Source organism: Limnobacter sp. G6BE5S, from assembly GCF_058448965.1.
The window spans coordinates 1-24,135 of the sequence record NZ_JBZFLM010000005.1; the positions used below are offsets into that span (position 1 = coordinate 1).

At 52.5% G+C, this 24,135-nt stretch carries 21 protein-coding genes, 1 other RNA gene and 1 pseudogene; 21 read left to right on the plus strand and 2 right to left on the minus strand.

The annotated features are described in order from the left end of the window. Positions 1 to 291: hypothetical protein (locus tag ACVL1J_RS09765; protein WP_491665327.1), on the plus strand; the 291-nt coding region annotated here is incomplete at its 5' end. Further along, complete coding sequence (locus tag ACVL1J_RS09770) at positions 272 to 1,228, plus strand: transglutaminase domain-containing protein (protein WP_491665328.1); 957 nt, start codon at positions 272 to 274, stop codon at positions 1,226 to 1,228. The genes ACVL1J_RS09765 and ACVL1J_RS09770, both read left to right, overlap by 20 nt. Position 1,229: 1 nt before the next feature. On the opposite strand, the gene ACVL1J_RS09775 is transcribed toward ACVL1J_RS09770, so the two are convergent. Continuing rightward, complete coding sequence (locus ACVL1J_RS09775) at positions 1,230 to 2,411, minus strand: M20 aminoacylase family protein (RefSeq protein ID WP_341236574.1); 1,182 nt, start codon at positions 2,409 to 2,411, stop codon at positions 1,230 to 1,232. A gap of 106 nt (positions 2,412 to 2,517) precedes the next feature. Here ACVL1J_RS09775 and ACVL1J_RS09780 point away from each other — a divergent pair, with 106 nt between their 5' ends. Beyond that, entirely contained in the window at positions 2,518 to 3,609 is a 1,092-nt protein-coding gene (locus tag ACVL1J_RS09780; protein WP_341236573.1) for an aminopeptidase, read from the plus strand. Here ACVL1J_RS09780 and ACVL1J_RS09785 read toward each other — a convergent pair. Further along, positions 3,604 to 4,407, minus strand: coding sequence for a class II glutamine amidotransferase (locus ACVL1J_RS09785; protein WP_341236572.1), 804 nt, complete (start codon positions 4,405 to 4,407; stop codon positions 3,604 to 3,606). The two genes, ACVL1J_RS09780 and ACVL1J_RS09785, sit on opposite strands and share 6 nt — an antisense overlap. Before the next feature lie 52 nt (positions 4,408 to 4,459). Between ACVL1J_RS09785 and ACVL1J_RS09790 the strand changes: the two genes are divergently transcribed. The 18 genes and pseudogenes from ACVL1J_RS09790 to ftsA all read left to right on the plus strand — a co-directional run bounded on the left by ACVL1J_RS09790 (position 4,460) and on the right by ftsA (position 24,118). After that, entirely contained in the window at positions 4,460 to 5,806 is a 1,347-nt protein-coding gene (locus ACVL1J_RS09790; protein ID WP_341236571.1) for a glycerate kinase type-2 family protein, read from the plus strand. Between the two features lie 63 nt (positions 5,807 to 5,869). Continuing rightward, positions 5,870 to 6,991, plus strand: a complete 1,122-nt coding sequence (gene pyrC, locus ACVL1J_RS09795; RefSeq protein WP_341236570.1) for a dihydroorotase — start codon at positions 5,870 to 5,872, stop codon at positions 6,989 to 6,991. Next, a pseudogene (locus ACVL1J_RS09800) lies at positions 6,988 to 7,689 on the plus strand (DUF3025 domain-containing protein); the annotation flags it as partial. The gene pyrC and the pseudogene ACVL1J_RS09800, both read left to right, overlap by 4 nt. Before the next feature lie 131 nt (positions 7,690 to 7,820). After that, an RNA gene (gene rnpB / locus ACVL1J_RS09805) (RNase P RNA component class A) lies at positions 7,821 to 8,223 on the plus strand. 228 nt (positions 8,224 to 8,451) lie between these two features. After that, positions 8,452 to 8,880: a division/cell wall cluster transcriptional repressor MraZ gene (gene mraZ, locus ACVL1J_RS09810; RefSeq protein ID WP_159572460.1), complete on the plus strand. Its 429-nt coding sequence runs from the start codon at positions 8,452 to 8,454 to the stop codon at positions 8,878 to 8,880. A 2-nt stretch (positions 8,881 to 8,882) separates the two neighbouring features. Continuing rightward, positions 8,883 to 9,854: a 16S rRNA (cytosine(1402)-N(4))-methyltransferase RsmH gene (gene rsmH / locus ACVL1J_RS09815; protein ID WP_341236568.1), complete on the plus strand. Its 972-nt coding sequence runs from the start codon at positions 8,883 to 8,885 to the stop codon at positions 9,852 to 9,854. Then, positions 9,842 to 10,123 carry a cell division protein FtsL gene (ftsL, locus tag ACVL1J_RS09820; protein ID WP_341236567.1) on the plus strand — a complete coding sequence of 94 codons (282 nt, stop codon included), beginning with the start codon at positions 9,842 to 9,844 and terminating at the stop codon, positions 10,121 to 10,123. Before rsmH ends, ftsL begins: the two co-directional genes overlap by 13 nt. A 34-nt stretch (positions 10,124 to 10,157) precedes the next feature. After that, the gene (locus ACVL1J_RS09825; RefSeq protein WP_341236577.1) at positions 10,158 to 11,876 is read left to right on the plus strand and encodes a peptidoglycan D,D-transpeptidase FtsI family protein; all 1,719 of its coding nucleotides are present in this window, start codon (positions 10,158 to 10,160) and stop codon (positions 11,874 to 11,876) included. Then, complete coding sequence (locus ACVL1J_RS09830; RefSeq protein WP_491665329.1) at positions 11,873 to 13,369, plus strand: UDP-N-acetylmuramoyl-L-alanyl-D-glutamate--2,6-diaminopimelate ligase; 1,497 nt, start codon at positions 11,873 to 11,875, stop codon at positions 13,367 to 13,369. Before ACVL1J_RS09825 ends, ACVL1J_RS09830 begins: the two co-directional genes overlap by 4 nt. Beyond that, positions 13,362 to 14,756, plus strand: a complete 1,395-nt coding sequence (locus ACVL1J_RS09835) for a UDP-N-acetylmuramoyl-tripeptide--D-alanyl-D-alanine ligase (protein ID WP_341236565.1) — start codon at positions 13,362 to 13,364, stop codon at positions 14,754 to 14,756. The genes ACVL1J_RS09830 and ACVL1J_RS09835 overlap by 8 nt, the downstream gene beginning before the upstream one ends. After that, the gene (gene mraY / locus ACVL1J_RS09840) at positions 14,746 to 15,900 is read left to right on the plus strand and encodes a phospho-N-acetylmuramoyl-pentapeptide-transferase (protein ID WP_008250398.1); all 1,155 of its coding nucleotides are present in this window, start codon (positions 14,746 to 14,748) and stop codon (positions 15,898 to 15,900) included. Before ACVL1J_RS09835 ends, mraY begins: the two co-directional genes overlap by 11 nt. A 16-nt stretch (positions 15,901 to 15,916) precedes the next feature. Beyond that, a complete protein-coding gene (gene murD / locus ACVL1J_RS09845; RefSeq protein ID WP_341236564.1) occupies positions 15,917 to 17,392 on the plus strand; it encodes a UDP-N-acetylmuramoyl-L-alanine--D-glutamate ligase in 1,476 nt (491 codons plus the stop codon). A 29-nt stretch (positions 17,393 to 17,421) separates the two neighbouring features. Further along, entirely contained in the window at positions 17,422 to 18,645 is a 1,224-nt protein-coding gene (gene ftsW / locus ACVL1J_RS09850) for a putative lipid II flippase FtsW (protein ID WP_371717465.1), read from the plus strand. Further along, a complete protein-coding gene (gene murG, locus ACVL1J_RS09855; protein ID WP_159572476.1) occupies positions 18,642 to 19,715 on the plus strand; it encodes an undecaprenyldiphospho-muramoylpentapeptide beta-N-acetylglucosaminyltransferase in 1,074 nt (357 codons plus the stop codon). Before ftsW ends, murG begins: the two co-directional genes overlap by 4 nt. After that, positions 19,712 to 21,112, plus strand: a complete 1,401-nt coding sequence (murC, locus tag ACVL1J_RS09860; protein ID WP_341236563.1) for a UDP-N-acetylmuramate--L-alanine ligase — start codon at positions 19,712 to 19,714, stop codon at positions 21,110 to 21,112. Before murG ends, murC begins: the two co-directional genes overlap by 4 nt. Further along, positions 21,109 to 22,080 carry a D-alanine--D-alanine ligase gene (locus ACVL1J_RS09865; RefSeq protein ID WP_159572478.1) on the plus strand — a complete coding sequence of 324 codons (972 nt, stop codon included), beginning with the start codon at positions 21,109 to 21,111 and terminating at the stop codon, positions 22,078 to 22,080. Before murC ends, ACVL1J_RS09865 begins: the two co-directional genes overlap by 4 nt. Then, positions 22,081 to 22,860, plus strand: coding sequence for a cell division protein FtsQ/DivIB (locus ACVL1J_RS09870; RefSeq protein ID WP_159572480.1), 780 nt, complete (start codon positions 22,081 to 22,083; stop codon positions 22,858 to 22,860). 25 nt (positions 22,861 to 22,885) lie between these two features. Beyond that, positions 22,886 to 24,118: a cell division protein FtsA gene (gene ftsA / locus ACVL1J_RS09875; protein WP_138519404.1), complete on the plus strand. Its 1,233-nt coding sequence runs from the start codon at positions 22,886 to 22,888 to the stop codon at positions 24,116 to 24,118. Positions 24,119 to 24,135: the final 17 nt, after the last annotated feature.

The window sequence follows — 24,135 nt, forward strand, 5'->3', positions numbered from 1 at the left end:
GATGATAGTGTGCATTCGCATGTGAAAGTAGGACATCGTCAGGCTCTCCAATACCAAAAAACCCCGCTCTCAATACGAGGCGGGGTTTTTTATTTCTTCTCTATACTTTCCAGAACGAACCTGTTTGTCTGGAAGATATTCCTGTCTCGTATCTACCTGTATCAATTCCTATATCTTTCCTGCTTTCCCTTTGTTTCTTTTGGAATTGAAGTTGAATTGTCTTTCTGGCTGTTGGTCTCGTCTTGTGTGTTTGCTCTTGTTGATTTTCCCATTGGCTTCACATGCGCTTGAAGAGGGCTCTCGTCATCAGCAGCTTAATGCTCATTTCCAGCAAACACTTGCCAAGCGAATACCGCACCTTGAGTCCAGATTGCATGCACTACTTTCAGCCGCATCGAATGATGAGGAGAAAGCGTGGTTAATCTACCGGTGGGTTACCCACCATTTTAAACATGATGCTCGGCTTGCCCGTCGAATTGGTGACCCCTCCCAGTACCCACTTGAAACGCTTCACAAGCTAGGCGGCGGTAGTTGTGCTGTGTATGCCAATGTCACACATCGTTTGATGAATATGGCAGGCCTTGAGGTCAAGACCATTTACGGATTGGTGAAAGGTGGGCCGGCAACCGCGATGCGGATGGGGAAACCGGTCAATCACGTTTGGAATGCTGTCAAAATAAATGGTGTCTGGAATGTTGTGGACGCTACCTGGGGGGCTGGTTATGTAGGTCAACAAGGATTCCGTTCGGAGCACAGTGATCTGTTCTTTCTTCTGCCGGCAGAAAAAGCAATGCTAAGCCATTATGACCAAGCAGATGAACTGGGTTATCAGCAGGTATTTTCCCTTGATCAAACGCTGTTTTCCAAGCTGCCGGAGGATGCCTTGTACGCAGCGGCTGTGGGCATGGATCCCCAACTGATACTCGACGCAGCGCGCAGAGCTTCCCGCTTGATTCTTGTGTCTACTTTTGATTCCACACCTGGGGTGTTGCGAGTGATGTCGGCCCCTGTGAACGGTGTGCTTGAACGGGTAAAACAGCATTTTGTGATTGAATCCGCGGTTTTCGAAGAAATGATGCTGGTTCAAGGCAGGTCATGGGTGCCACTCAAGAAGAGTAGCAAGGTCTATTCATTGACTGTGGTGCCAGATCAAGGGGAATTGCTTTTGATGGGGCGTCGCCCAAAGCAGCATGAGTTTGAGGCTTTATTGGGTTACCGAGTGAAATAAGTCAGTCGCTTCCCAGGAAATCGTGCGTAATTGCCAACCAGGCTTTGACGCCGAGCGGCAGTATTTTGTCGTTGAAATCATAGGTGGGGTTGTGCAATGTACATGGGCCAATGCCATGGCCATGCGTGCGGTGGCCGCCGTCGCCGTTGCCGATCCACAGGTAGGCGCCGGGTTTGTGCTGCAGCATGAATGCGAAATCTTCTGCGCCCATTGTGGGCGGAAGACTGGAATGCACCATCGAGACCTCGGGCACTTTATTTAAAGCGTTTTTCGCCAGTTCAGCCATGTCGGCTGAATTGATTGTGGGTGGGTATTTGCGTTCAAATGTCATTTCCGCAGAAGCACCAAAAGCTGCACAAAGGTCTGTGCTGATTTTTCTCATGTGCTGTTCAATCAAGTCCAGCGTTTCAATGCTGAACGTACGTACGGTGCCCTGCAAGATTGCATGGTCAGGTATGACATTGATTGCTTCGCCTGCCTTAATTTGCGTGACAGACAACACTGCGGGATCAACCGGCTTGCATGTGCGGCTAATGATGGTTTGAAATGCGAGGATAAGTTGTGCGGCGATTACCACTGGATCGACGCCGAGATCAGGCATGGCGGCATGCGCACCTTTGGCTTGAATTTTCACTGAAAACTCATTGCTCGAGGCCATAACCGCGCCAGAGTGCGCTGCAAACTCTCCTTCTTTCAGCCCCGGCCAATTGTGCATGGCAAACACCGCATCAACAGGATATCGATCAAAAAGACCATCGTCGATCATGCGCTGGGCGCCGGCTCCGCCTTCTTCTGCCGGTTGAAAAATGAGGGCCACGCTGCCCTTGAAGTTCGTGTTTTCGGCGATTTCCTGAGCTGCGCCCAACAGCATGGCCACGTGGCCATCATGACCGCAGGCATGCATTTTCCCGGGATGACGCGACGCATGCGGAAATTCGTTACGTTCTTGAATGGGTAGCGCGTCCATGTCAGCACGCAGACCAACCATTTTTCCTGATCCCCGCTTGCCGTGTATCAGGCCTACAACGCCTGTTTGACCAACGCCTGTCGCTACTTCATAACCCAGTTCAATAAGGCGTTTCGCGACGATCTCTGCAGTACGGTTTTCTTCGTAACGCAATTCGGGATGGGCGTGGATGTCTCGACGGGTATTTACCCAGGATTCAATTTTGCTCGGATTCACAACAAACTTCGCTGTTTTGGTACAGGCAATAAGAATCGCAGGTTTTCTCCATCGTGGCAATCACCGTGCTTTACTATGGGTGTTCTTCAAAGTAGGTTTGGTGCGAATGATTCTGCGGCGTGCATTTTTGGGGTTGGCGTTGGGGTGTGCGTTTTTATTGGGCGCTTGCAGCACTGGAGCCTATTTTTGGCAAGCGACTGCAGGGCATTTGAGTGTTTTGGCGGCTGCGGAAAACATTGACGAGGTCTTGTCCAGGCCAGATGTTCCGGAGAAGCTGCGTACTCAATTGCAGTATGTGCAAGAGATTCGGGGGTTTTCTGTCGACAGTCTTGGACTTCCCGATAATCGCAGCTACAGAACTTACGCTGATTTGAATCGTGCGTATGCCGTGTGGAATGTGGTTGCCTCTCAGCCAGACAGTTTGACTCTGGAGACCTGGTGTTTTCCTTTGATCGGCTGTATTTCTTACAAGGGGTTTTACTCGGAATCCGATGCAGTCGAACTGGCAAGTGTTCTGCGCGAGCAAGGTCTGGATGTTGCGGTTCTGGGTGTGCCGGCCTATTCAACCTTGGGCTTTACGCCAGACCCTGTTCTCAATACTTTCGTGAATTATCCTGCGGGTGAGTTGGCCCGGCTGGTGTTTCATGAGCTTGCACACCAGGTGGTTTACATTGCCAATGACACGATGTTCAACGAGAGTTTTGCGACTGCTGTGGAGGAATTGGGTGTGAATGCATGGCTCGCCCAGCCGGGCCGAGAGACTCTGAAATTGCAATATGACACGTTCGACTCACGCAGAAATGCCTTTAGACAGATGTTGGCGCAAACCCGCAATGACCTGGAGCAGATTTATCGGAATAGTCAGGGCAAGGACAAACAGCAGGTGTTGATTTTGAAGCAAAAGCGTTTCGATCAGTTGCATGCTGATTATGCCCAGTTGAAAGCATCCTGGGGCGGCTGGAGTGGTTATGACCGGTTTATGGCCGAGGATTTAAACAATGCGAAGTTGGGTGTGTCTGGCCTGTACACGCAATATGTGCCTGCGTTTAAAGCGTTGCATATTCTGTGTGGTCAAAGTTTCGGGCGATTTTATGAGGCAACAGGGGCCTTGGGTGATTTACCCCTTGAGCAACGTGAAAAACTGCTGGATGAGCTAGAGCGTGGTCTTCCTTTGTCCTACGGTTTTCAGTGCTCATGAAGACAGGGCGAGCCCGTTTTCCAAGACGGGTCGACCGTCTTCGAAGACCAGAAATGACTGGGGTGTAAAAGGTGTCCACACTTCATCGTTGGTGAGTGCGGCGGTTGCAATAACAGCAACCCGGTCGTTTTGTGTGGTCACGGCCCCAAAGTCGACTTGAATGTCGCAGTCAACCAAATGTGCGGCCTTGAATGGATGTGCGCGGACAATGTATTCAAGTTTGGTTGAGCAGTGCGTGTACATGGCGTGGCCATTGGATAACAGCATATTGAATGTACCGTGCTTTGAAATTTGAGCACACACGGGGCGAAGCACGGCATCTATTTCGGCAACGCTGGGGCGATTCTCTGCCGTGCGATAGCCGAATTCATTCTTCAGGGTTTGCAGCAATAGGCAGAAGGCGAGTTCGCTGTCAGTTTCTCCTATGGGCAAAAAGTCGCCCTGTAGCGTTGGGTTGAATTCTTTTAAGTCGCCGTTGTGAGCGAATACCCAGGCCTGTCCCCAAAGTTCGCGAATGAATGGATGGCAGTTTTGCAGCTTGACCTGTCCGACGGTTGCCTTGCGAATATGGGATATGACGTTGTAGGAGCGAATCGGGTAGTTCCGGATTAATTCTGCGACTGGCGAATCGAAGGCGGGGCGATGATCAATAAAGCATCTCGCGGCAGAGCCTTCAAAAAATGCGATTCCCCAGCCGTCGGCATGTTCATCCGTCAGGCCGCCGCGTTTGGCAAAGCCTTCGAATGAAAATTGGATGTCGGTTGGCGTGTTGCAGTTCATGCCGAGCAATTGACACATGGTTTAATTGGTAAATTGTTGATTAATTAATTTTTATTTTAAGAGACTTTTCATGTCTGAGAAGGATGATTTTTACAAAGACCTTTTAACAGAGGTTTTTAATGTTGGAGTTTTGGCTGCTCAGCCTGAACAGGCCTTGCAAGAGGCCTGGCAAGAACAGATCAGGCCTTGGTTAAGTCAGTTGGCGCCAGAGCGGGAGCGCGTCTGGGTATTTGGCGCGGGAAAGGCGGCTGCATCCATGGCCAAAGCGCTTGAAGGTGTGGCTGGTACTTCGGAAAAACTACAGGGGTTTGTCGTAACCCGACGTGGTCATGAAGTAAAAACTTCGACCATTGAAGTGGTGCAGGCTGCGCATCCAGTGCCGGATGAAGATGGGCAGCGGGCTGCGCGACGATTGCACAAAGCAATTTCGGAAGTGCCTTCCAGCGATGCCGTGATCGCTCTGGTCTCGGGGGGTGGTTCCAGTTTGTTGAGCGTGCCCGTGCGTGACATTCCTTTTGTCGATTTGCAGCAGTTGAACCGTGCCTTGTTGGCATGCGGAGCGCCGATTGATGAGATGAATATTGTTCGAAAACACGTGACACAAACGCTGGGTGGTCAGTTGGCTCAGGTTTGCCGTGCGCCGGTATTTCAGTTGTTGATATCCGATGTTCCGGGAGATGATCCCTCATCGATCGCGTCGGGTCCCTTCAGTCCCGATGAGAGTACTTTTCATGACGCAATCGAGGTAATCAAGCGTTGGGCAGTGCAGGTGCCTCATTCCATCACAAAGTACCTGGAGAAAGGGTTGAGGGAGGCGGTGCCGGATACGCCAAAACGAAGCTCGCTGGTTTTTCGTAAAGTGAAAACACACTTGCTGGCCAGCAATTTGAAGTCACTGAATGCGGTGACCCATCATCTTGAAGGAAAAGGGTACAAAGTGCTGAACCTTGGGGATACCCTGGAGGGGGAGGCCCGAAATGTAGCGCAGGTACATGCAGCCATTGCCAGGCAGGCTGCGACGGGTCAAGGTGGTTGGCCTGCAGCGCCGCTGGCTATTATCAGTGGTGGCGAGTGTACGGTAACCCTGAATGACACCCAGTTGAGGCAGGCTCGAGGTGGTCGTAATTCTGAGTTTTTGTTGGCCTTGGCTTTTTACCTTCGTGACTTGAATTCAACAGTTGAGGTTGCCGCAATTGCCGCAGACACCGATGGTATCGATGGAATTGGTGGCCATGCCGGCGCATTGATGTTGCCTGGTGATCAACAGCGCAGCAAGGCTGCCAAGCTTGCACCGCAGTTGCATTTGGACCAGCACACCAGTTACGACTATTTCAAGCGACTGGATCGCTTGTTGACGACCGGGCCAACAATGACCAATGTGAATGATTTGAGGATTATCTTGATCGGCAAGCCCTGAGAAATTTAGAACAATCCGCGTGAGGTAAAATACAAAAACGTTGTCAACTTTCACCGCCCTCTCATGATTCAGACCATTCAGATTGCCCCGCCCGATGACTGGCATTTGCACCTTCGCGACGGGGAGGCCCTTGAACATGTGGTTGCGGCCACTGCGCTGAATTTCCGACGCGCGATTGTCATGCCCAATTTGAAGCCGCCGGTTACCACGGTGGACCAAGCCGTAGCCTATCGCCAGAGAATTCTTGATGCTGTGGAAAAGGCCTGCCTGACCGGCGGCTATAGCGTTCAGGACCAAGACGTCATGCGCCAGTTTGAGCCACTGATGGTGCTTTATCTGACTGGCGCCACCAGCCCGCAGGAAATTGAGAAGGCTGCGGGCAGTGGGGTGGTCAAGGCAGTGAAGTTGTACCCAGCCGGGGCTACAACGAATTCAGAAGCGGGTGTGTCGGACCTGTTGGGTCAGTGTGGTGCTGTGTTGCAGGCGATGGAGCTTCATGGTTTGCCTTTGTTGGTCCACGGTGAGGTGACGGACATCAATGTGGATGTGTTTGATCGCGAGGCTGCATTTGTTGAAACGGTCATGAGGCCATTGCGCCGACAGTTTCCTAATTTGCGGGTGGTCTTTGAACACATCACCACAGAGCAGGCGGCTACCTTTGTGACAGAGAATTCAGGGCGTGACGCGCAAGGCAGGTTGCTTCTTGCAGCAACCATTACACCGCAACACTTGCTGTACAACCGCAACGCTTTATTCAAGGGGGGGTTGCAGCCACATTGGTACTGTTTGCCCGTGTTGAAGCGTGAGGTGCATCGCAAGGCCTTGCTGAGCGCAGCGACAAGTGGTTTGCCCCAGTTTTTTTTAGGAACAGACAGTGCACCACATGCCAAGCATTTGAAAGAAATGTCTTGCGGTTGCGCGGGCTGTTATTCAGCACCTTATGCAATGGCCATGTACGCAGAGGCGTTTGAACAGGTTGGTGCGTTGGAGAACAGCGAACTGTTCGAAAAATTTTGTAGTTTGAATGGTCCGGCATTTTACGGTCTGCCTGTGAACGAGGGGGCGTTTGAACTGCAACGCAAGCCGTTTGAAGTGCCTCAGAGGCTGCCGTTTCTGACCGAAAGCGGCATTGTGCCCTTGAGGGCCGGCGAGGTGCTTGACTGGACAGTCACGCGACTTCGATGAGTGTGGTGGAAACTTCGAGTGTCAACCCGTGGCTTTGGCCTTACGGTGGGGACAGTGCCAGTTTCTGTTTTCACATCGATCGAGCGGGTGATGTTTCGCGTCTTTTGAATCATCAACGGGATCGGTCTGTTCATGCGCTTCCCCGATTTCAGCACTCAACAGATAATTTGGGGGCGCTTGAATATGAGCGGTTTGTTCAAAGCGGTGAAATTCCTACGCGGGATCTTTCCCATGACTGGTACAACGGTCAAGTGTGGTTGGCTTTTCCCCAAGTAAAGCAGCTGATCAATTCACGTCACATTGAAGACGCCAATTACTCTGAAAATATTGCGGTGGACTTCTCTGCAAATGGTCGAAGCCGTTTGCGGGATGCCCTGACTTTGTTTGACGAAAGCGGTGCACTTTTTTTGACCACGGAGTTTTCGCTGTGCAATGCCCTGGTGAACCACGACTGGAAAACTTTGCTGCTTGATCAGCGAGAGAAATGGCACGATCGCGCCAAGGTGCTTTTGCTGGGGCACGGTTTGCTCGACTCCATGCACAAGGCTCACAAAGGTTTGTGTGCCAAGGTGATACCGGTCCAGGTGCCCTCACTCGATTTAAGTTCGGCTGAGTTGCAAAGATTGGCGTTGTTGGTGGTTGAGCAACTTCGTGGCCCGGGCAATTTGAGTCCTTTGCCGGTGATGGGTGTGCCTGGTTGGTTTCAGGATTCCGATGTGCCCGGCTTTTATGAAGACCCGACTGTTTATCGCGCGAAGCCAACACGTCAGGTTTCTTCATCTCATGAAAGATTGGCTTTTGTTTGGGATGGGTCTACACTTGTTCTCGGAAAGTGCGTCGGACAGTCGCTGCCTGAATTTCAGGGAGAGGAAAGTCCGGACTCCAGTGAGCACGGTGCTGGTTAACGACCAGGCGTCATAGGTTTTGTCAACAAGACTGAAAGCGACGGAAAGTGCAACAGAAAACACACCGCCGATGGAAAGGTAACTTTCACAGGCAAGGGCGAACCGGAGGTGTAAGAGACCCCCGCAGACTTGGCGACAAGGCTGGCTAGGTAAACCCCACTTGGAGCAACACCAAATAGGCGCGCAGGCGCTTTATGCGCCAACGGCGCTCCCCGAGCGCGCGGGTAGGTGGCTTGAGCTGAGCAGCAATGTTCAGCCTAGAGGAATGATTGTCACTTTGGCTGCAAAGCCATTGAACAGAATCCGGCTTACAGGCGCGCTTTCTACTTCCCTTCATCAAGATTTAATCCCTCGATATTTCTTAAGACATTACTTTCAGTATTGTCTTTATGCCCTTATTTTTTCAACTGTTTTTTCCTAATTAATTTCTTTAAAGTGCTTCTAAGTCCTTGGTTGCAAAGCGTTTTCTCGAGAGAACTGCTTGACCACCCATTTCATAATGCGTAAAGTGGTGATTCGTGGGGATTTGTGTGATTTTGTGGGAAATTAATTCGCGTGTATCAAGGCAGTTCTTCCTTATCCATGGATGCAAAAGGGCGCATGAATGTGCCACAGAAGCATCGTGATGCGCTGCAAACGCAGTGCGAGGGAGCCTTGACGCTTACAAAACACCCCAACGGCTGTTTGTTGATGTTTCCGCGCCCGATTTGGGAGCAGCATCGAGAAAAAATTGCCGCTTGGCCCATGTCTGCCCGTCCTTGGCAACGTATTTTCCTGGGCTTCGCCACCGATGTTGAAGTCGATTCAGCAGGCCGCATTCTCGTGTCGCCAGAATTGCGTGAAGCCGCTTCACTGAGCAAGGAAGTGATGTTGTTGGGAATGGGTAGTCACTTCGAGATCTGGGATTCCACGTTGTTGAAGGTGGAAGAGGAAAAGGCAATTGCTGCGGGCATGCCTGAATCACTGAACGAATTCAGTTTCTGAAGGTGGGTATCGATGAACACATCCCCGTGCTTCTTCAGCCCACGGTTGAGGCGCTGTTGCACAAGCCTGATGGCGTCTATCTGGATTGCACCTTCGGGCGAGGTGGGCACAGCCGCGCTTTGCTTGATCGCCTTTCTGACAGGGGGCGGCTCATTGCCCTTGATCGGGATCCCCAGGCGGTACAAGCCATGAGTGAAATCAAAGACTCTCGTTTTCAAGGTGTTCGCAGCGCGTTTGCTGATCTTGAGTTGGCGCTTGATTCGCTTGGTATTGATCAGGTGGACGGGGTGTTGATGGACATCGGCGTGTCGTCACCCCAAATTGATCAAGCCGAGCGGGGATTCAGCTTCCGTAGAGATGGTCCGTTGGACATGCGCATGGATCCGCAGACTGGAGAGTCAGCGGCCGATTTTCTTGCTCGGGCTGATGCCCGGGAAATCAAAGAGGTGATAAAGAATTATGGGGAAGAACGGTTTGCTGTTCAGATTGCAACAGCGATTGTTGCTCGCCGCGCGGAGCGGTCGATCACTACAACACTCGACCTTGCCCAGATCGTGGCAGGGGCAGTTCGCACGCGGGAGCCGGGCCAGGACCCTGCAACGCGCACCTTTCAGGCTTTACGGATTCACGTCAACCAGGAGCTTGCGCAGCTCGAACAAGGTTTAACTGCGGCATTCAAGAGATTGAAGGTGGGGGGTAGGCTGGCGGTGATCAGTTTCCACTCGCTGGAAGATCGAATTGCTAAACAGTTCATTGAGAAGCTGGCGAATCCAAAGTCGCAGCAGGACGCACGGCTGCGGAAATTGCCATTGCCTGAGCCCACGCCATTGATGAAAAAGCTGGATCGGATCAAGCCCACCAAAGAAGAGTGTGAGTTGAATCCTCGTTCGCGTTCGTCGGTATTGCGTGTGGCTGAGAAGTTGGCTGAGTTGGCGGATCGTGTTCCTGTCGGAGGCAAAGCATGGGGCGCTTGAATATTCTGTTGCTGACTTTGGTTATTTTTTGCGCCATGTTGGTGGTTGAGCAGCAGCATGCTGCACGCACTTTGTTTGTGGCACTGGGTCAGGAGCAACAGGCTGAGCACCAGATTGAAGTTGCCTTCTCGCGTTTGCAATTGCAGCAAGTGGCACTGGCCAAAGGTGAACGTGTTGACGAAGTTGCACGAACGCGCCTGAATATGAGTCCGCCTGTACCCGGGTCTGTTGTGTTCATGCAGCTGGAGGGGGGCTTTCAACGTGAGTAAAGCTGTCCGTTTCGGTGGGTCAGAACTATTGGAGATGCGATTGCCAGCCTGGCGATCGCGTTTTGTTTTGGTGTGCATCTTTCTGGCATTTAGTGGATTGATTGCGCGCGCAGCCTACCTGCAAATCATGTCGAACGACTTTTTGCAGGAGCAGGGTGCGAAGCGACTTGAGCGCACCTTACCGCTACAAGCCAATCGAGGAAGTTTGCTGGATCGAAACATGGTGGTGTTGGCGCAAAGCGTTCCAGCCCAAGCTGTGTGGTATGACGGCCGCCGAATTGGTGACGCGAAAGATGAGAGTTTGCGTAAACTGGCTGCGGTATTGGGTTTGAAGCCTGATCGAATGATTGCTCAGATGCGCAAAGACAGCAAGCGCGCGTTCGTTTACCTGGATCGGCAAGTGGATTCCGATGTTGCAGCGAAAGCCAAAGCCTTGAAGATTCCGGGCTTGGGATTTGTGACTGAAAGCAAGCGTTATTACCCACAGGGCGAGACCATGGCCCACTTGGTGGGCTTCACCAGCATTGAAGACAAAGGTCAGGAGGGTGTTGAACTTGCGTTCAATGATCGACTGACAGGTGAAGATGGCGAGCGAAATGTGTTGCGTGATCGTTTGGGCAATGTGATTGAAGATATTCGCGAATTGCGCCCTCCCGTCAATGGACAGGATTTGGTCTTGTCTGTGGATGCGGATGTGCAGTACATCGTGTTGTCTGAATTGAAAAAAGCAGTGGAGCAACACAAGGCGAAGGCTGCTGCGGCAGTGGTGCTGGATGCAAAAACCGGCGAGTTGCTGGCCATGGCCAATATTCCCACGTACGACCCCAACAACAGGGGGCAGTTGCATGGGGAAAAATTGCGTAATCGGGTCTTCACTGACATGTTTGAGCCAGGCTCCACTCTGAAGCCTTTTGGTGTGGCGCTCGCAATGGATCAGGGAAAGGTAAAGGCGAGTACAAAAATTGACACTGGCAATGGACGCATGTCGATCGGGCCGGCAACGATTAATGACACCAAGCCGCACGGTGTTATCACTGTTGAAGAAATCATTCAGAAATCCAGCAACGTAGGTACATCCAAAATTGTGCTTGAGCTGGAGAGAAAAGATCTGTGGGACTTTTTTAATCTGCTTGGATTTGGGCAGACTCCATCCATTGCGTTTCCTGGTGCCGTGGCTGGCCGTGTACGCCCCTGGAACAAATGGCGACCCATTGAGCAGGCCACCATGTCATACGGGCACGGTATTTCCGTGTCCTTGATTCAGTTGGCGCAGTCCTACACCATTTTTGCAAACAAGGGGAATTTCGTTCCGGCCTCGTTGATCAAGCGTGGGCCGCAAGATCCTGTGCTGTCTCATCGTGTGGTTGATGCGAAAGTGGCGGATAGCATGTTGCACATGCTAGAGCTTGCCTCTGGCCCCGAGGGCACGGCCCCCAAGGCGCAGGTGCAAGGCTACCGCGTGGCGGGTAAAACAGGCACTGCACACAAACAAGAGGGCGGTCGTTACGTTAACAAGTATGTGTCCTCATATGTTGGCTTGGCGCCGGTTTCTGATCCGCGCGTGATCGTGGCCATTATGGTGGATGAGCCCAAGGGCGGCGTGTATTACGGTGGCCTTGTTGCTGCACCGGTTTTCTCGGTGATTACGAAAAGCGTGCTGACGCGTTTGAATGTGCAGCCAGATGCGATTGAGTCAACAGAACAATTGCGCAAGTTTGTTGCTGCGCCAAGCGCAGCAGGGAGTCGCCTATGATCAGCGCCTACCTGCATTCGGTGTCAGAAGTCTTGGCTGAGCTTCACGAGCGTGGATTTTATGCAGATTGCTCGGGCTTGGTGACAGACCATCGTCGTTTGACTGGGCCTCGCGATGTCTTTCTCGCGGTGCCAGGCGAAAAATTTGACCCGCGCAATTTGGCCGATGATTTGTTGCTTGAGCAGCGTTGCGGTTTGGTGTTGGTTGATTACGATGATCAGCGAGCTTATCAAAGCGCCAGTGTGTTGCCCGTGTTGCACCTGAAAACAATGCTGGCTGACCTGGCTTTTGGTTATTACGAAACCCCCAGTGATGCCATGACGATTATTGCGGCGACTGGCACCAACGGGAAAACGACGGTAACCCGTTGGCTGGCACAAGCCTTGGGCCGTCTGGGTAAAAAGGCGGCAGTAATCGGCACGTTGGGATATGGCGAGCCTGATCACTTGAAAGCGCACACGGGCCTAACCACACCTGACGTGGTCGGTGTTCATCATTTGCTCCATGAATTGCGTCGAGAAGGTTTTGATACCGTTTGCATTGAAGCTTCATCGATTGGGCTCGAGCAGCGACGGTTGGCGTGTGTAAGTATTGATGTGGCGCTGTTTACCAATTTGTCGCAGGATCACCTGGATTACCACGGCGATATGGCGGCTTACGGTCGCTCCAAAATGATTCTTGCCAGTTGGCCGACTCTACGATTGGCTGTGGTCAATTCAGATGATTCTTTCGGCCGGGAATTTCTCGCGCATGTTCAGGGGCGAAATATTGATTGCACTGCTGTGGGGCATGCGGATTCCGCCGAGTGTCAGATCTTGAATGTTGCCCACCAAGAGAAGGGTCAGCGCATTGAGTTGAAATTCAATGGCGTTAGTACTCAGATTGATACACCAATCATTGGTGAATTTAATGCCGACAACATGGCCTTGGTGTTCGCCACATTGGTGCGACTTGGCTACGATGCAAGCCAGGTGAAAGATGCTTTGAGCGTGGTAACACCCGCGCCTGGACGCATGCAGCATATTGAAGGTCGACCTGCGGTGGTGGTTGACTACGCGCACACGCCGGACGCTTTGGAAAAAACACTGCTGGCGCTTCGTCCCTTTGTCAACAAGCGGAAGGGCAAGCTTTGGGTGGTATTCGGGTGCGGTGGCGATCGTGACCGCAGCAAGCGTTCTTTGATGGGTGCTGTGGCCGCAGCCAATGCCGATTCAGTGGTGCTGACCTCGGACAATCCGCGCAGTGAAAAACCAGAAAGTATTCTTCAGGAAATTTGTGCGGGTATTGCGCAAGCGGAAATGGGCAAAGTTCATGTTGAGGCAGATCGGCCTGTAGCGATTGAGTTTGCAATTCGCAACGCCAATGCGCAAGACGTGGTTTTGTTGGCAGGCAAAGGGCACGAAAGTACCCAAACGATTGGCACACAGGTTATTGCGCATTCCGATGCGCAGTGCGCTTTGGCTGTGCTTGGCAAGCGAGGTGCCCATGCTTGAGCTGAATTGGGCTTTTGAACACGTTGCGGCTGCTTTGAGTAGCCAGTTGACTCAGCCTGCACCCGCGGTGCAGGGCGTTGTTCGATTGATTCAAACCGACAGTCGCCAGGTTGCCAAAGGTGATCTGTTCGTGTGTCTGATTGGTGAGCGATTCGATGCTCATGATTTCGCAGCACAAGTGATAGATTCGGGCGCGGCTGCGCTAGTAACAAGCCGCGTACTTGATTTGCCGATTGCCCAGTTTGTGGTCAGCGATACACGCCTTGCCTTGGGTGCTTTGGCGAGCGCATGGAGAAGGCAATTTGAATTGAAAGTGTTTGCCGTGGTGGGCAGCAACGGGAAGACAACCAGCAAGGAAATGTTGGGCAGTATTTGTAAGGCGCAGTGTGGTGAAGAGCAGGTGTTGGTGACCGCTGGCAATTTGAATAATGAAATTGGCGTGCCGCAAACCTTATTGAAATTACGACGCCATCATCAAATGGCCGTGATTGAAATGGGTATGAATCACCCGGGCGAGATTGCTTATCTTTCGAGCCTGGTGAAGCCTGATGTCGTGTTGTTGACGAATGCGCAGCGTGAACATCAGGAGTTTATGAAAACCGTGCTGGCTGTGGCCCAAGAAAACGGTAGTGCATTTACCCACCTGTCGCCGGAAGGTTGTGCTGTGTTTCCGGTGAGCAACGAGTTCGATGACTGTTGGCAAGCGCAGTCAACCGGTAAAAGCGTTTTGCGTTTCGGACATGACGCTGATTTTGAATTGTTGCCCGCAGTCAGTGGCAATGACCAATCTTCTGCAGTGCTGAAAGTGCTAGACAAATTTCTTGAGCTGCGGCCCGGTTTTATCGGTGAGCACAATTTTGCAAATGCAGCAGGAGCCGCTGCTGCTGCCCATGCGGCTGGCTGCTCCACTGACGCCATACAAGCGGGTTTGAATTCATTTCAGCCGGTGAGCGGACGCTTGCAGATTGCATTGAACAGCCCCTCGCTTCTACTGATTAATGACAGCTACAACGCCAATCCCGATTCTGTGAATGCAGCCAGCAAGGTGCTCAGCCAGCAGGCTGGAAATACTCTGCTGGTGCTGGGTGATATGGGCGAGGTAGGCAATCAGTCGGATGAATACCATGCCGAAGTGGGTCTCTTTGCAAAACAGGCAGGTGTAAAGCGATTGTACGGATTGGGCGAAGCGACTGTGCACTCTGTGTCTGCGTTTGGTGACGGCGCGGTGCATTTTAAAAACATAGAAACCTTGATAGAAAACACAATGAATACAACAAAGCAAGGTCATTGGTCTGTGCTGGTCAAAGGCTCCCGTTTCATGAAAATGGAGCGTGTTGTTCAAGCGCTGGTTCAACATCACTCCGGGGAGGCTAACCATGCTTCTTGAACTTACCCAGTGGCTTGCGCAAGATATTCGCGCATTTGGTGTTTTCAATTACCTGACCTTGCGTGCCGTGTTGGCATGCGCCACCGCGTTGTTGGTGGGTTTGGTGGCTGGGCCGATGGTGATACGAAAGCTGACTCAGTACAAAATTGGGCAGTCAGTGCGTGACGATGGTCCGCAAACACATTTGGCCAAAGCAGGAACGCCAACCATGGGGGGGGCGCTGGTGCTGATCGGTATCGGTATCTCAACTTTGTTGTGGGCAGACCTCTCAAACCGCTTTGTGTGGGTGGTCATGTTGGTGACCTTCGGTTTTGGCTGGATTGGTTGGGTGGATGACTACCGCAAGGTGGTCTACCGCAACCCCAAGGGTTTGCCTGCAAAATGGAAATACTTTTGGCAAAGTGTAGTCGGCCTGATTTGTGCGTTTTATCTGGCATTCGCGGTGTCTGCCCAAAGCGGACAAGAGGTGCTGGATATTTTTGTAGCCTGGGTTGAAAGCGGCTTCTCCATGCATTTGCCGAACAATGCAGACCTGATTGTTCCTTTCTTCAAATCCATCAGTTACCCATTGGGCGTTTGGGGATTCATTGCACTGACCTACTTTGTCATCGTGGGCACCAGCAATGCCGTGAATTTGACCGACGGTTTGGACGGCCTGGCGATCATGCCAACTGTAATGGTCGCCTCTGCTTTGGCAATTTTTGCTTATGTAGCCGGTAACGCGGTTTACTCAAAATACCTGCTACTTCCTTACATTCCCGGCGCTGGCGAACTGGCGGTATTTCTCGCCGCCATAGCCGGGGCTGGTTTGGCTTTTCTTTGGTTCAATGCATACCCCGCTCAGGTTTTCATGGGCGATGTCGGGGCACTCGCACTGGGTGGCGCCTTGGGGACAGTGGCTGTCATTGTTCGTCAGGAAGTGGTGTTGTTCATTATGGGTGGTGTGTTCGTGGCTGAAACTCTTTCGGTCATGATCCAGGTGCTTTACTTCAAATACAGCGGCGGGAAACGGGTATTCCGAATGGCGCCACTGCATCACCACTATGAACTCAGTGGCTGGAAAGAAACCCAGGTTGTCGTGAGGTTCTGGATTATCACGATGATTCTTGTACTGATTGGTTTGTCGACTTTGAAACTACGTTGAAATTGAGTTGGAATAAATGAATTTGCTTCTTGATCAGTCGGTTTTGCAAGTCGGGCTCGGAGAGTCGGGCTTGGCTTGCGCGCGCTGGGCGCTTGCGCAAGGTGCCCGGCTGACCGTCATTGACACGCGAGAAACGCCCCCTGGCTTGCAGGAGCTGCAAACCATGCAGTCCGATGTGCAAGTATTTAATTCTGTTGCGGATTTGAACTGGGACTTCAATCGTGTGGTGGTGTCGCCAGGCTTGCCGCCTTCTCACCCATTGATGGTGGCTGTTCTCGCGCAGGCTGAATTGCATGGCACGGTGGTAGATTCTGAACTTGATCTGTTTGCTGATGCGCTGGAGGCCTTGCAACAAGAGCGGGGCTACAAGCCGCAGGTAGTGGGTATTACAGGGACAAACGGCAAAACCACCACCACGCGGATGGTTGAGTGTTTGGCGCAATTTGCTGGGAAAAAAGCGGTGGCTGCCGGCAACATCAGCCCGGCTGCCATGGATGCTTTGCGTGAACAATTGGAAGCAGGCGATTTGCCCGATGTGTGGGTACTCGAGTTATCAAGTTTCCAGTTGCATTGGACAAAGCGTTTGATGTTTGACGCATCGACGGTGCTCAATATTTCGCAAGATCATCTTGACTGGCATCCTGACATGCAGGAATACGCCGAGGACAAATTCAGGATTTTCTCGGCTGGTGGCGTGTGTGTGCTGAATCGCGATGATGCGTTGGTAGCCAGCGCCACATTGCCTGCTGGTACACAAGCAATCACTTTTGGAACGAGTGCGCCTGTTCATGCCAACGATTTTGGCTTGATTCGGGAAGGCGGTATGTTGTGGTTGACCCAGTTGGTGGGCGATCAGGAAACCCCGGTATCTAACCGGCGCAGGAAGCAAGAGGAGGTTGAGCCCAGCCAAAAGCTGTTGATGCCGACCGAAGCGCTTCAGGTTGTTGGTTTGCACAATGCGGGCAACGCACTGGCTGCCTTGGCACTGTGCCAGGGGTTGGGCATGCCCATGGCCAAATTGTTGCATGGTTTGCGCAGTTATCAGGGCGAGCCGCACCGTGTTCAACACGTGGTTCAGATCAATGGCGTTGATTATTTTGACGACAGCAAAGGCACCAATGTGGGTGCCACCGTGGCAGCATTGAATGGGCTTGCCAAATCCACGGTATTGATCGCAGGGGGCGACGGCAAAGGGCAGGACTTTTCGCCGTTGATACAACCCGTGGCCAATTATTGCAAACATGTCGTGTTGATCGGAAAAGACGCCGACAACATCTTGAACGCGCTTGCAGCCGCGCAAGTGCCCTGTGAAAAAGCAAGCACTCTGGAACAGGCTGTTGAGCTGGCAGCCAGCAAGGCAAGAGAAGGCGATTGCGTTCTGCTGAGTCCCGCCTGTGCAAGCCTGGATATGTTCAAGAATTATGTGCACCGTGCCGAGGTGTTTGTGGATGCTGTTCGAGCCATTGCGGCTGACAGGGGGCAACCATGCTAGGCAAGTGGGGCAAGAAAGACCAGAACAGCATGCAATTCAAAAGCCTGATTCCTGCCACGGCTGCGGGCGGTGGCATGTCGTCTTCGTCCATGTATCGGGTCAATCGTGGGTTCGCAGTATCCCAGGCCATTGATCAAGGATTGATCTGGGCCGTGTTGGCCTTGTTGTTTCTCGGCCTCGTGATGGTGTATTCAGCCACGGTGGCTTTGCCTGATTCCAACAAATACGCCAATTATCAAACCACTCACTTCTTGGTTCGACATGCCGTGTCCATTGCCGTCGCGTTTGCAGCGGCGTTCTGTGTATTTCAGATTCCGATGAAAACCTGGCAAGATCTGGCGCCACTGGTCTTTCTGTGCTGCATCGCATTGCTGGTACTCGTGTTGATTCCAGGCATTGGCAAGGAAGTGAATGGTGCAAGGCGTTGGCTGTCGTTGTATGTACTGAATATTCAGCCCTCTGAATTGATGAAAATGTGCGCGATTATTTACGCAGCCGATTACACCGTGCGCAAGCAGGCTTACATGCAACGTTTTGGAAAGGTGTTGTTCCCCATGTTCATGGCCATGTTCCTGGTGGGCATGCTGCTCTTGCTTGAGCCTGACATGGGCGCCTTCATTGTGATTGTTACGGTGGTATTTGGAATTTTGTTTTTGGGGGGCATTAACGCCCGCGTATTTTTTGGTGTCCTCTTTGCCCTGAGTGGCGCATTCGCCATGTTGATTGCATTCAGCGATTATCGTCGTGCGCGTTTGTTGGCCTACCTCGATCCCTGGGAAGGCGACAACGCCTTGAATAAAGCGTATCAACTGTCGCACTCCCTCATTGCGTTCGGGCGGGGCGAAGTGCTTGGAGTCGGACTGGGTGGCAGTGTGGAAAAACTGCATTATCTGCCCGAGGCACACACCGATTTTCTGCTCGCAGTGATCGGTGAAGAACTCGGATTTGTAGGTGTGACAATCGTCATTCTGCTGTTTATGTACATCGTTAAGCGATGCTTCGCGGTGGGTGCCCAAGCGATCGCACTGGAGCGCACGTTCTCTGGCTTGGTGGCCAAGGGTGTGGGTATCTGGATTGCTGTTCAGTGCTTTATCAATATGGGCGTGAACTTGGGCGTACTGCCGACCAAGGGATTGACATTGCCATTGATGAGTTACGGCGGTTCTGCAATCTTGGTGACCTGTGCGTCCCTGGCTCTTGTGCTTCGAATTGATCATGAAAACCGAACCATGATGCGGGGAGGTGCCGCATGAGCAAGGCGCAGAGATTGGCATTGATTGCTGCAGGTGGAACTGGTGGTCATATTTTTCCTGGCTTGAGTGTGGCTTCCGAATTGAAGGCGCGCGGCTGGCAGGTTCAGTGGGCTGGAAACCCCCAGGCCATGGAAGGTCGACTGGTGCCTGCGCACGGTGTTGAATTGAACACCTTGGTGTTCTCCGGCTTTCGCGGCAAGGGGCTTTTGCAACAGGTGTTGATGCCGCTGAAACTGCTCCGTGCTTTCTGGACTTCCGTGCAAATCCTTCGTCGAACCAAGCCGTCTGTGGTGTTGGGCATGGGCGGATACGTGGCCTTTCCACTGGGTATGATGGCCAGCCTGTTCAATATTCCATTGGTGGTGCATGAGCAGAACTCGGTGGCAGGCCTGACCAACAAAGTGTTGGCGAAACTGGCAGACCGCAATCTGGTTGCCTTTCCCTATGCCTTGCCCAACTCGAACTGGGTGGGTAACCCAGTGCGCGAAATGATCTACAGCCAGCCCGAGCCAGCTGCGCGTTTTAAGGGGCGCACAGGCCCACTTAAATTATTGGTGCTGGGTGGAAGTTTGGGCGCGCAAGCCTTGAACGATGTTGTACCCAAGGCCTTGGCTTTGCTGCCTGCTGATAATCGGCCCGAGGTGGTACACCAAGCCGGTGAAAAGAATTTACCCGCCTTGCGCGACAACTACGAGAAAGCCGGTGTGACTGCTCAGCAAGTTGCTTTTATTGATGATGTTGCAGGTGCCATGGCCCATGCGGATGTGGTTATTTGCAGGGCCGGTGCCATGACCGTGGCTGAAGTGGCTGCCATTGGTGTTGCTGCCCTGTTTGTTCCTTTTCCGCACGCGGTGGATGATCACCAAACGCACAATGCAGGTTTTCTGGTGAAAGAAAACGCCGCATGGTTGCGCCAGCAACATGAACTGGATGCCACCTGGCTGGCCAACTGGATGCAGCAAACCAGCCGGGGCGACTGCCAGGCGCAAGCGGAGCGAGCAAGGGCTCTTGCCAAACCACAAGCCACTCAAGAAGTGGCGGATTACATTGAACAGGTTGCGAAGGTATGAAACACAAAGTCAAACACGTGCACTTTGTTGGTATTGGCGGTTCTGGCATGAGCGGAATTGCCGAGGTATTGATCAACCTTGGATACAAGGTCAGTGGTTCAGATTTGTCCGATTCAGCCGTCACTCAACGACTGGCCAAATTGGGTGCCAAGGTATTCACCGGGCATGAACGCGAAAACATTGCTGGTGCAGATGCAGTAGTCACCTCTACAGCCGTGGGCGGCAGCAACCCGGAAGTATTGGCCGCGCGCGCCGCGCGAGTGCCTGTAGTACCCCGGGCCGTGATGCTGGCGGAATTGATGCGCTTGAAACAGGGCATTGCTGTTGCAGGAACGCACGGTAAAACCACCACCACCAGTTTGGTGGCCAGTATTTTGGCTGAAGGCAAGCTTGACCCCACCTTTGTGATTGGTGGGCGTTTGAACTCGGCGGGTGCCAATGCCAAATTGGGTACAGGCGAATTCATGGTGGTTGAAGCTGACGAATCGGATGCCTCGTTTTTGAACTTGATGCCTGTGATCGCAGTGATTACCAACATTGATGCCGACCACATGGAAACCTATGGGCACGACTTCGCACGTCTGAAGCAAGCCTTCGTCGAGTTCACTCAGCGTTTGCCTTTTTATGGTGTGGCGGCGGTGTGTGTCGACGACCCTTGCGTACGCGAAATCATGCCGTTTGTCTCCAAGACCATCGTGACTTATGGGCTGTCGGAGCAGGCGCAAATTCGGGCGGTGAATGTACAAGCCTGCCAAGGGCAAATGAAGTTTACGGTGCTACGTGAAGATGAGGCGCCGCTCGACATTACATTGAATTTGCCTGGCGACCACAACGTGCGCAATTCGCTCGCTGCAATCGCTGTGGCCACGGAAATTGGTGTTTCCGATGAAGCAATTGTCGCTGCCCTGGAAAAATTCAATGGGGTTGGCCGTCGCTTTCAGCATTACGGCGAAGTGGCCGCCAAAGAGGGAGGCCACTTCCTGATGGTCGACGACTATGGTCATCACCCCGTTGAAATGGCTGCTACACTCGCGGCCGCGCGTGGTGCCTACCCTGACAAGCGCTTGGTGCTTGCCTTCCAGCCTCACCGATACACACGTACTCGCGATTGTTTCGAGGACTTCGTAAAAGTGTTGGGCACACCCGACCTCGTGATTTTGTCCGAGGTTTATTCCGCCGGTGAAGCACCGATTGTTGCTGCAGATGGTCGATCACTGGCCCGTGCCGTGCGTGTAGCCGGACGAACTGAACCCGTATTTGTAGAAGACATGAATGAGATGGAAAGTACGATTTTGAATATTGCCCGAGATGGCGATTTGGTGATCACCATGGGCGCTGGCTCAATCGGCGCCTTGCCCAGCCGTTTGGTGGCCAACGCTCAAGGAGGCAAACCATGAGTGCTCGCGTGGATGCAAAAAGTCTGGGGAAAGTCGTGGTGCTGTTTGGGGGCCGCTCGGCTGAACGGGAAGTGTCGCTGAAGTCGGGCAGCATGGTGTTGGCCGCCTTGCAGCGCAACGGCGTCGATGCGCATGGTTTTGACCCTGCTGAACGCAGCATGGTGGAACTGGCGCAGGGTGGATTTGATCGCGCGGTGATTTCCCTGCACGGCCGTTTCGGTGAAGACGGCACAATTCAAGGCGTGCTGGAGTGGTTGAACATTCCATACACCGGTAGTGGTGTCACTGCATCGGCTTTGTCCATGGACAAAATCCTGACCAAAGCAGCATGGATCAGCCAAGGCTTGGCTACACCTGATTACGTTCGCCTTGAGCCTGGCTTCAATGTGAATGAAGTGGTGCAACGCTTGGGCTTGCCCTTGATTGTAAAACCAGCGCAGGAAGGTTCAACCCTGGGTTTGACCAAAGTAAAAACAGCAGATCAACTTCAAGCCGCCTTTGAGCTGGCTTACAAGTACGACCCGAATGTGCTTGCCGAGAAGTTTGTGAGCGGGCAAGAGTTGACCGTTCCTGTGATGGGCGAAGGTGCTGGTGCGCATGCGCTACCCGTGATTCGCATTCAGGCCCCCGATGGCAACTACGACTACCACAACAAATACATTGGCAACGAAACCAAGTATTTCTGTCCGAGTGGGCTGGATGCCGCTTTTGAATTGGAAGTACAAGCCCTTTGTGTAAAGGCATACCAAGTGTTGGGCTGTGCAGGCTGGGGCCGTGCAGATGTATTGGTTGATGAAAGTGGAAAGCCTTGGTTGCTTGAGATGAATACATCGCCAGGCATGACGGACCACTCACTGGTGCCCATGAGCGCACGAGCCAGCGGTGTGGAGTACGACGATCTTGTGATGCAAATTGCCGCCAGTGCGCGATTGAAAGCATCTGGATTGAACGTGGGGGGTACACGCTAAATGCTGGGCGCCATCTGGAACGACGACAAACTCATGAGCATTATTGCCGGGCTGTTCTCAGCGCTGGCTTTGGTGTTGCTGGGCTACGCGTGTATTCAGTGGTTAATACAGCGCCCGGTATTCGAGCTAAAGCGCGTCGAGTTGATGGGTGACGTAGAGCGCGTGAACTTGATCGGATTCAAGGCCAATGTGTTGCCGAAAATTGAAGGTACTTTTTTCTCGGCCAATTTGCAAAAAGTGCGTGAACAAGTCGAGGCTCAGCCATGGGTTCGCAAGGCAGTTGTGCAGCGTACCTGGCCCAGTGGTTTGCGCATACAAATTCAAGGCCACACGCCACTTGCTTTGTGGGGTGAAACACGACTGGTCAACACCTATGGTGAAGTGTTCTCCGCCAACCTGGCCGAGGTGGCGGAAGACCAGCAGCTGGCTGTGTTGAATGGGCCTGCAGGTAGCGAATTACTCGTCTCCAAAATGTATGTGTCAAGTATCGAAAAACTGAAAACGCTGGGCATGTGGCCTTCACGTGTGGAGTTATCCGATCGTTATGCCTGGTCAATAGAAACCGACACTGGCATCACCATCGAACTGGGGCGAGCCCAAGAGAATTTCAGCATTGAACAGAAATTGGATCGACTGCTGGCGGTTTATCCAAAAATTACAAGCCAGGTGATGGCCGCAGTGGAAAGAATCGATCTGCGCTATCCAAGGGGTGTTGCAGTAAAGGGCGAGCGTTTGGCGGTTTCAAAACCCGCAGGCGCTTCAAGCGTGAAATTGAACTGAATTTGAAATACTGAAACTAGGCACCATGAACAAAGAGCCAAAAGATTTGATAGTTGGGCTGGACATTGGCACTGCGAAAGTTGTGGCCATGGTTGCGGAGCTGTTGCCAGATGGCCGCTTCGAAGTCATTGGCGTGGCGCAACATGAATCGCGAGGATTGAAAAAAGGTGTGGTGGTCAATATTGAGTCCACCGTGCATTCCATTCAACAGGCTTTGGAAGAAGCCGAGTTGATGGCGGATTGCAAAATTAAAACTGTGCTCACAGGAATTGCGGGTAGTCACATTCGCAGTTTCAACTCGTCGGGCATGGTTGCGATTAAAGAACGCGAAGTGACCCAGGCTGATGTGGCGCGCGTCATTGAAACCGCCAAGGCAGTGAACATTCCAACCGATCAGCAAATTCTGCATGTGTTGCCACAGGAATTTATTGTCGACGGGCAAGAGGATGTGCGCGAGCCACTGGGCATGAGTGGCGTTCGGCTGGAAACCCGAGTGCACATTGTGACGGGGGCAGTGTCTGCTGCACAAAACATCGTGAAGTGTGTTCGCCGCTGCGGCCTTGAGGTGCAAGACCTGATGCTGCAACCGCTGGCCTCCAGCATGGCTGTGTTGACCGAAGATGAAAAAGAATTGGGCGTGGTGCTGATTGATATTGGCGGTGGTACCACCGACATCGCGGTGTTCACTGGCGGCGCAATTCGCCACACAGCAGTCATTCCAATTGCGGGCGATCAAATCACCAATGACATTGCAATGGCACTGCGCACACCCACACCCGATGCAGAAGAAATCAAGATTCGCCATGGTGTGGCCAAGCAAGTGCTGGCCGACCCACACGCCAAAATTGATGTACCCGGTATTGGCGAGCGTGATCCACGAACTTTATCAAAACAAGCGCTGGCTGCTGTCATCGAACCGCGTCTTGAAGAGTTGTTCTTGATGGTGCAGCAAGTGTTGCGTGAATCGGGTTACGAAGAATTGTTGTCCTCTGGTGTTGTGTTGACCGGTGGCACCAGTTTGATGCCTGGTATTGCAGAACTTGGTGAAGATATTTTCATGAAGCCCGTGCGTATTGGCGTGCCCGATTACGCAGGTGGTTTGGCTGACATGGTTCGCACACCACGTTTTGCAACAGCCATGGGTTTGCTCCACGAGGCACGCGCGCAGCATTTGCGTGGTCGCCGTGTGGCGTCACAAGGCGGTGGCTTGAAGCAGACAGTACAGAAAATGAAAGAGTGGTTTTTAGGTAATTTTTAATCGTAGTTTTTAACTTT

Bases quoted from the DNA above. Each gene is read 5' to 3' on its own strand.
- ACVL1J_RS09780 (WP_341236573.1), top strand. From the start codon at position 2,518: ATGATTCTGCGGCGTGCATTTTTGGGGTTGGCGTTGGGGTGTGCGTTT.
- ACVL1J_RS09785 (WP_341236572.1), bottom strand. From the start codon at position 4,407: ATGTGTCAATTGCTCGGCATGAACTGCAACACGCCAACCGACATCCAA.
- ACVL1J_RS09790 (WP_341236571.1), top strand. From the start codon at position 4,460: ATGTCTGAGAAGGATGATTTTTACAAAGACCTTTTAACAGAGGTTTTT.
- pyrC (WP_341236570.1), top strand. From the start codon at position 5,870: ATGATTCAGACCATTCAGATTGCCCCGCCCGATGACTGGCATTTGCAC.
- ftsL (WP_341236567.1), top strand. From the start codon at position 9,842: ATGGGGCGCTTGAATATTCTGTTGCTGACTTTGGTTATTTTTTGCGCC.
- ACVL1J_RS09825 (WP_341236577.1), top strand. From the start codon at position 10,158: ATGCGATTGCCAGCCTGGCGATCGCGTTTTGTTTTGGTGTGCATCTTT.
- ACVL1J_RS09830 (WP_491665329.1), top strand. From the start codon at position 11,873: ATGATCAGCGCCTACCTGCATTCGGTGTCAGAAGTCTTGGCTGAGCTT.
- ACVL1J_RS09835 (WP_341236565.1), top strand. From the start codon at position 13,362: ATGCTTGAGCTGAATTGGGCTTTTGAACACGTTGCGGCTGCTTTGAGT.
- mraY (WP_008250398.1), top strand. From the start codon at position 14,746: ATGCTTCTTGAACTTACCCAGTGGCTTGCGCAAGATATTCGCGCATTT.
- murD (WP_341236564.1), top strand. From the start codon at position 15,917: ATGAATTTGCTTCTTGATCAGTCGGTTTTGCAAGTCGGGCTCGGAGAG.
- ftsW (WP_371717465.1), top strand. From the start codon at position 17,422: ATGCAATTCAAAAGCCTGATTCCTGCCACGGCTGCGGGCGGTGGCATG.
- murG (WP_159572476.1), top strand. From the start codon at position 18,642: ATGAGCAAGGCGCAGAGATTGGCATTGATTGCTGCAGGTGGAACTGGT.
- murC (WP_341236563.1), top strand. From the start codon at position 19,712: ATGAAACACAAAGTCAAACACGTGCACTTTGTTGGTATTGGCGGTTCT.
- ACVL1J_RS09865 (WP_159572478.1), top strand. From the start codon at position 21,109: ATGAGTGCTCGCGTGGATGCAAAAAGTCTGGGGAAAGTCGTGGTGCTG.
- ACVL1J_RS09870 (WP_159572480.1), top strand. From the start codon at position 22,081: ATGCTGGGCGCCATCTGGAACGACGACAAACTCATGAGCATTATTGCC.
- ftsA (WP_138519404.1), top strand. From the start codon at position 22,886: ATGAACAAAGAGCCAAAAGATTTGATAGTTGGGCTGGACATTGGCACT.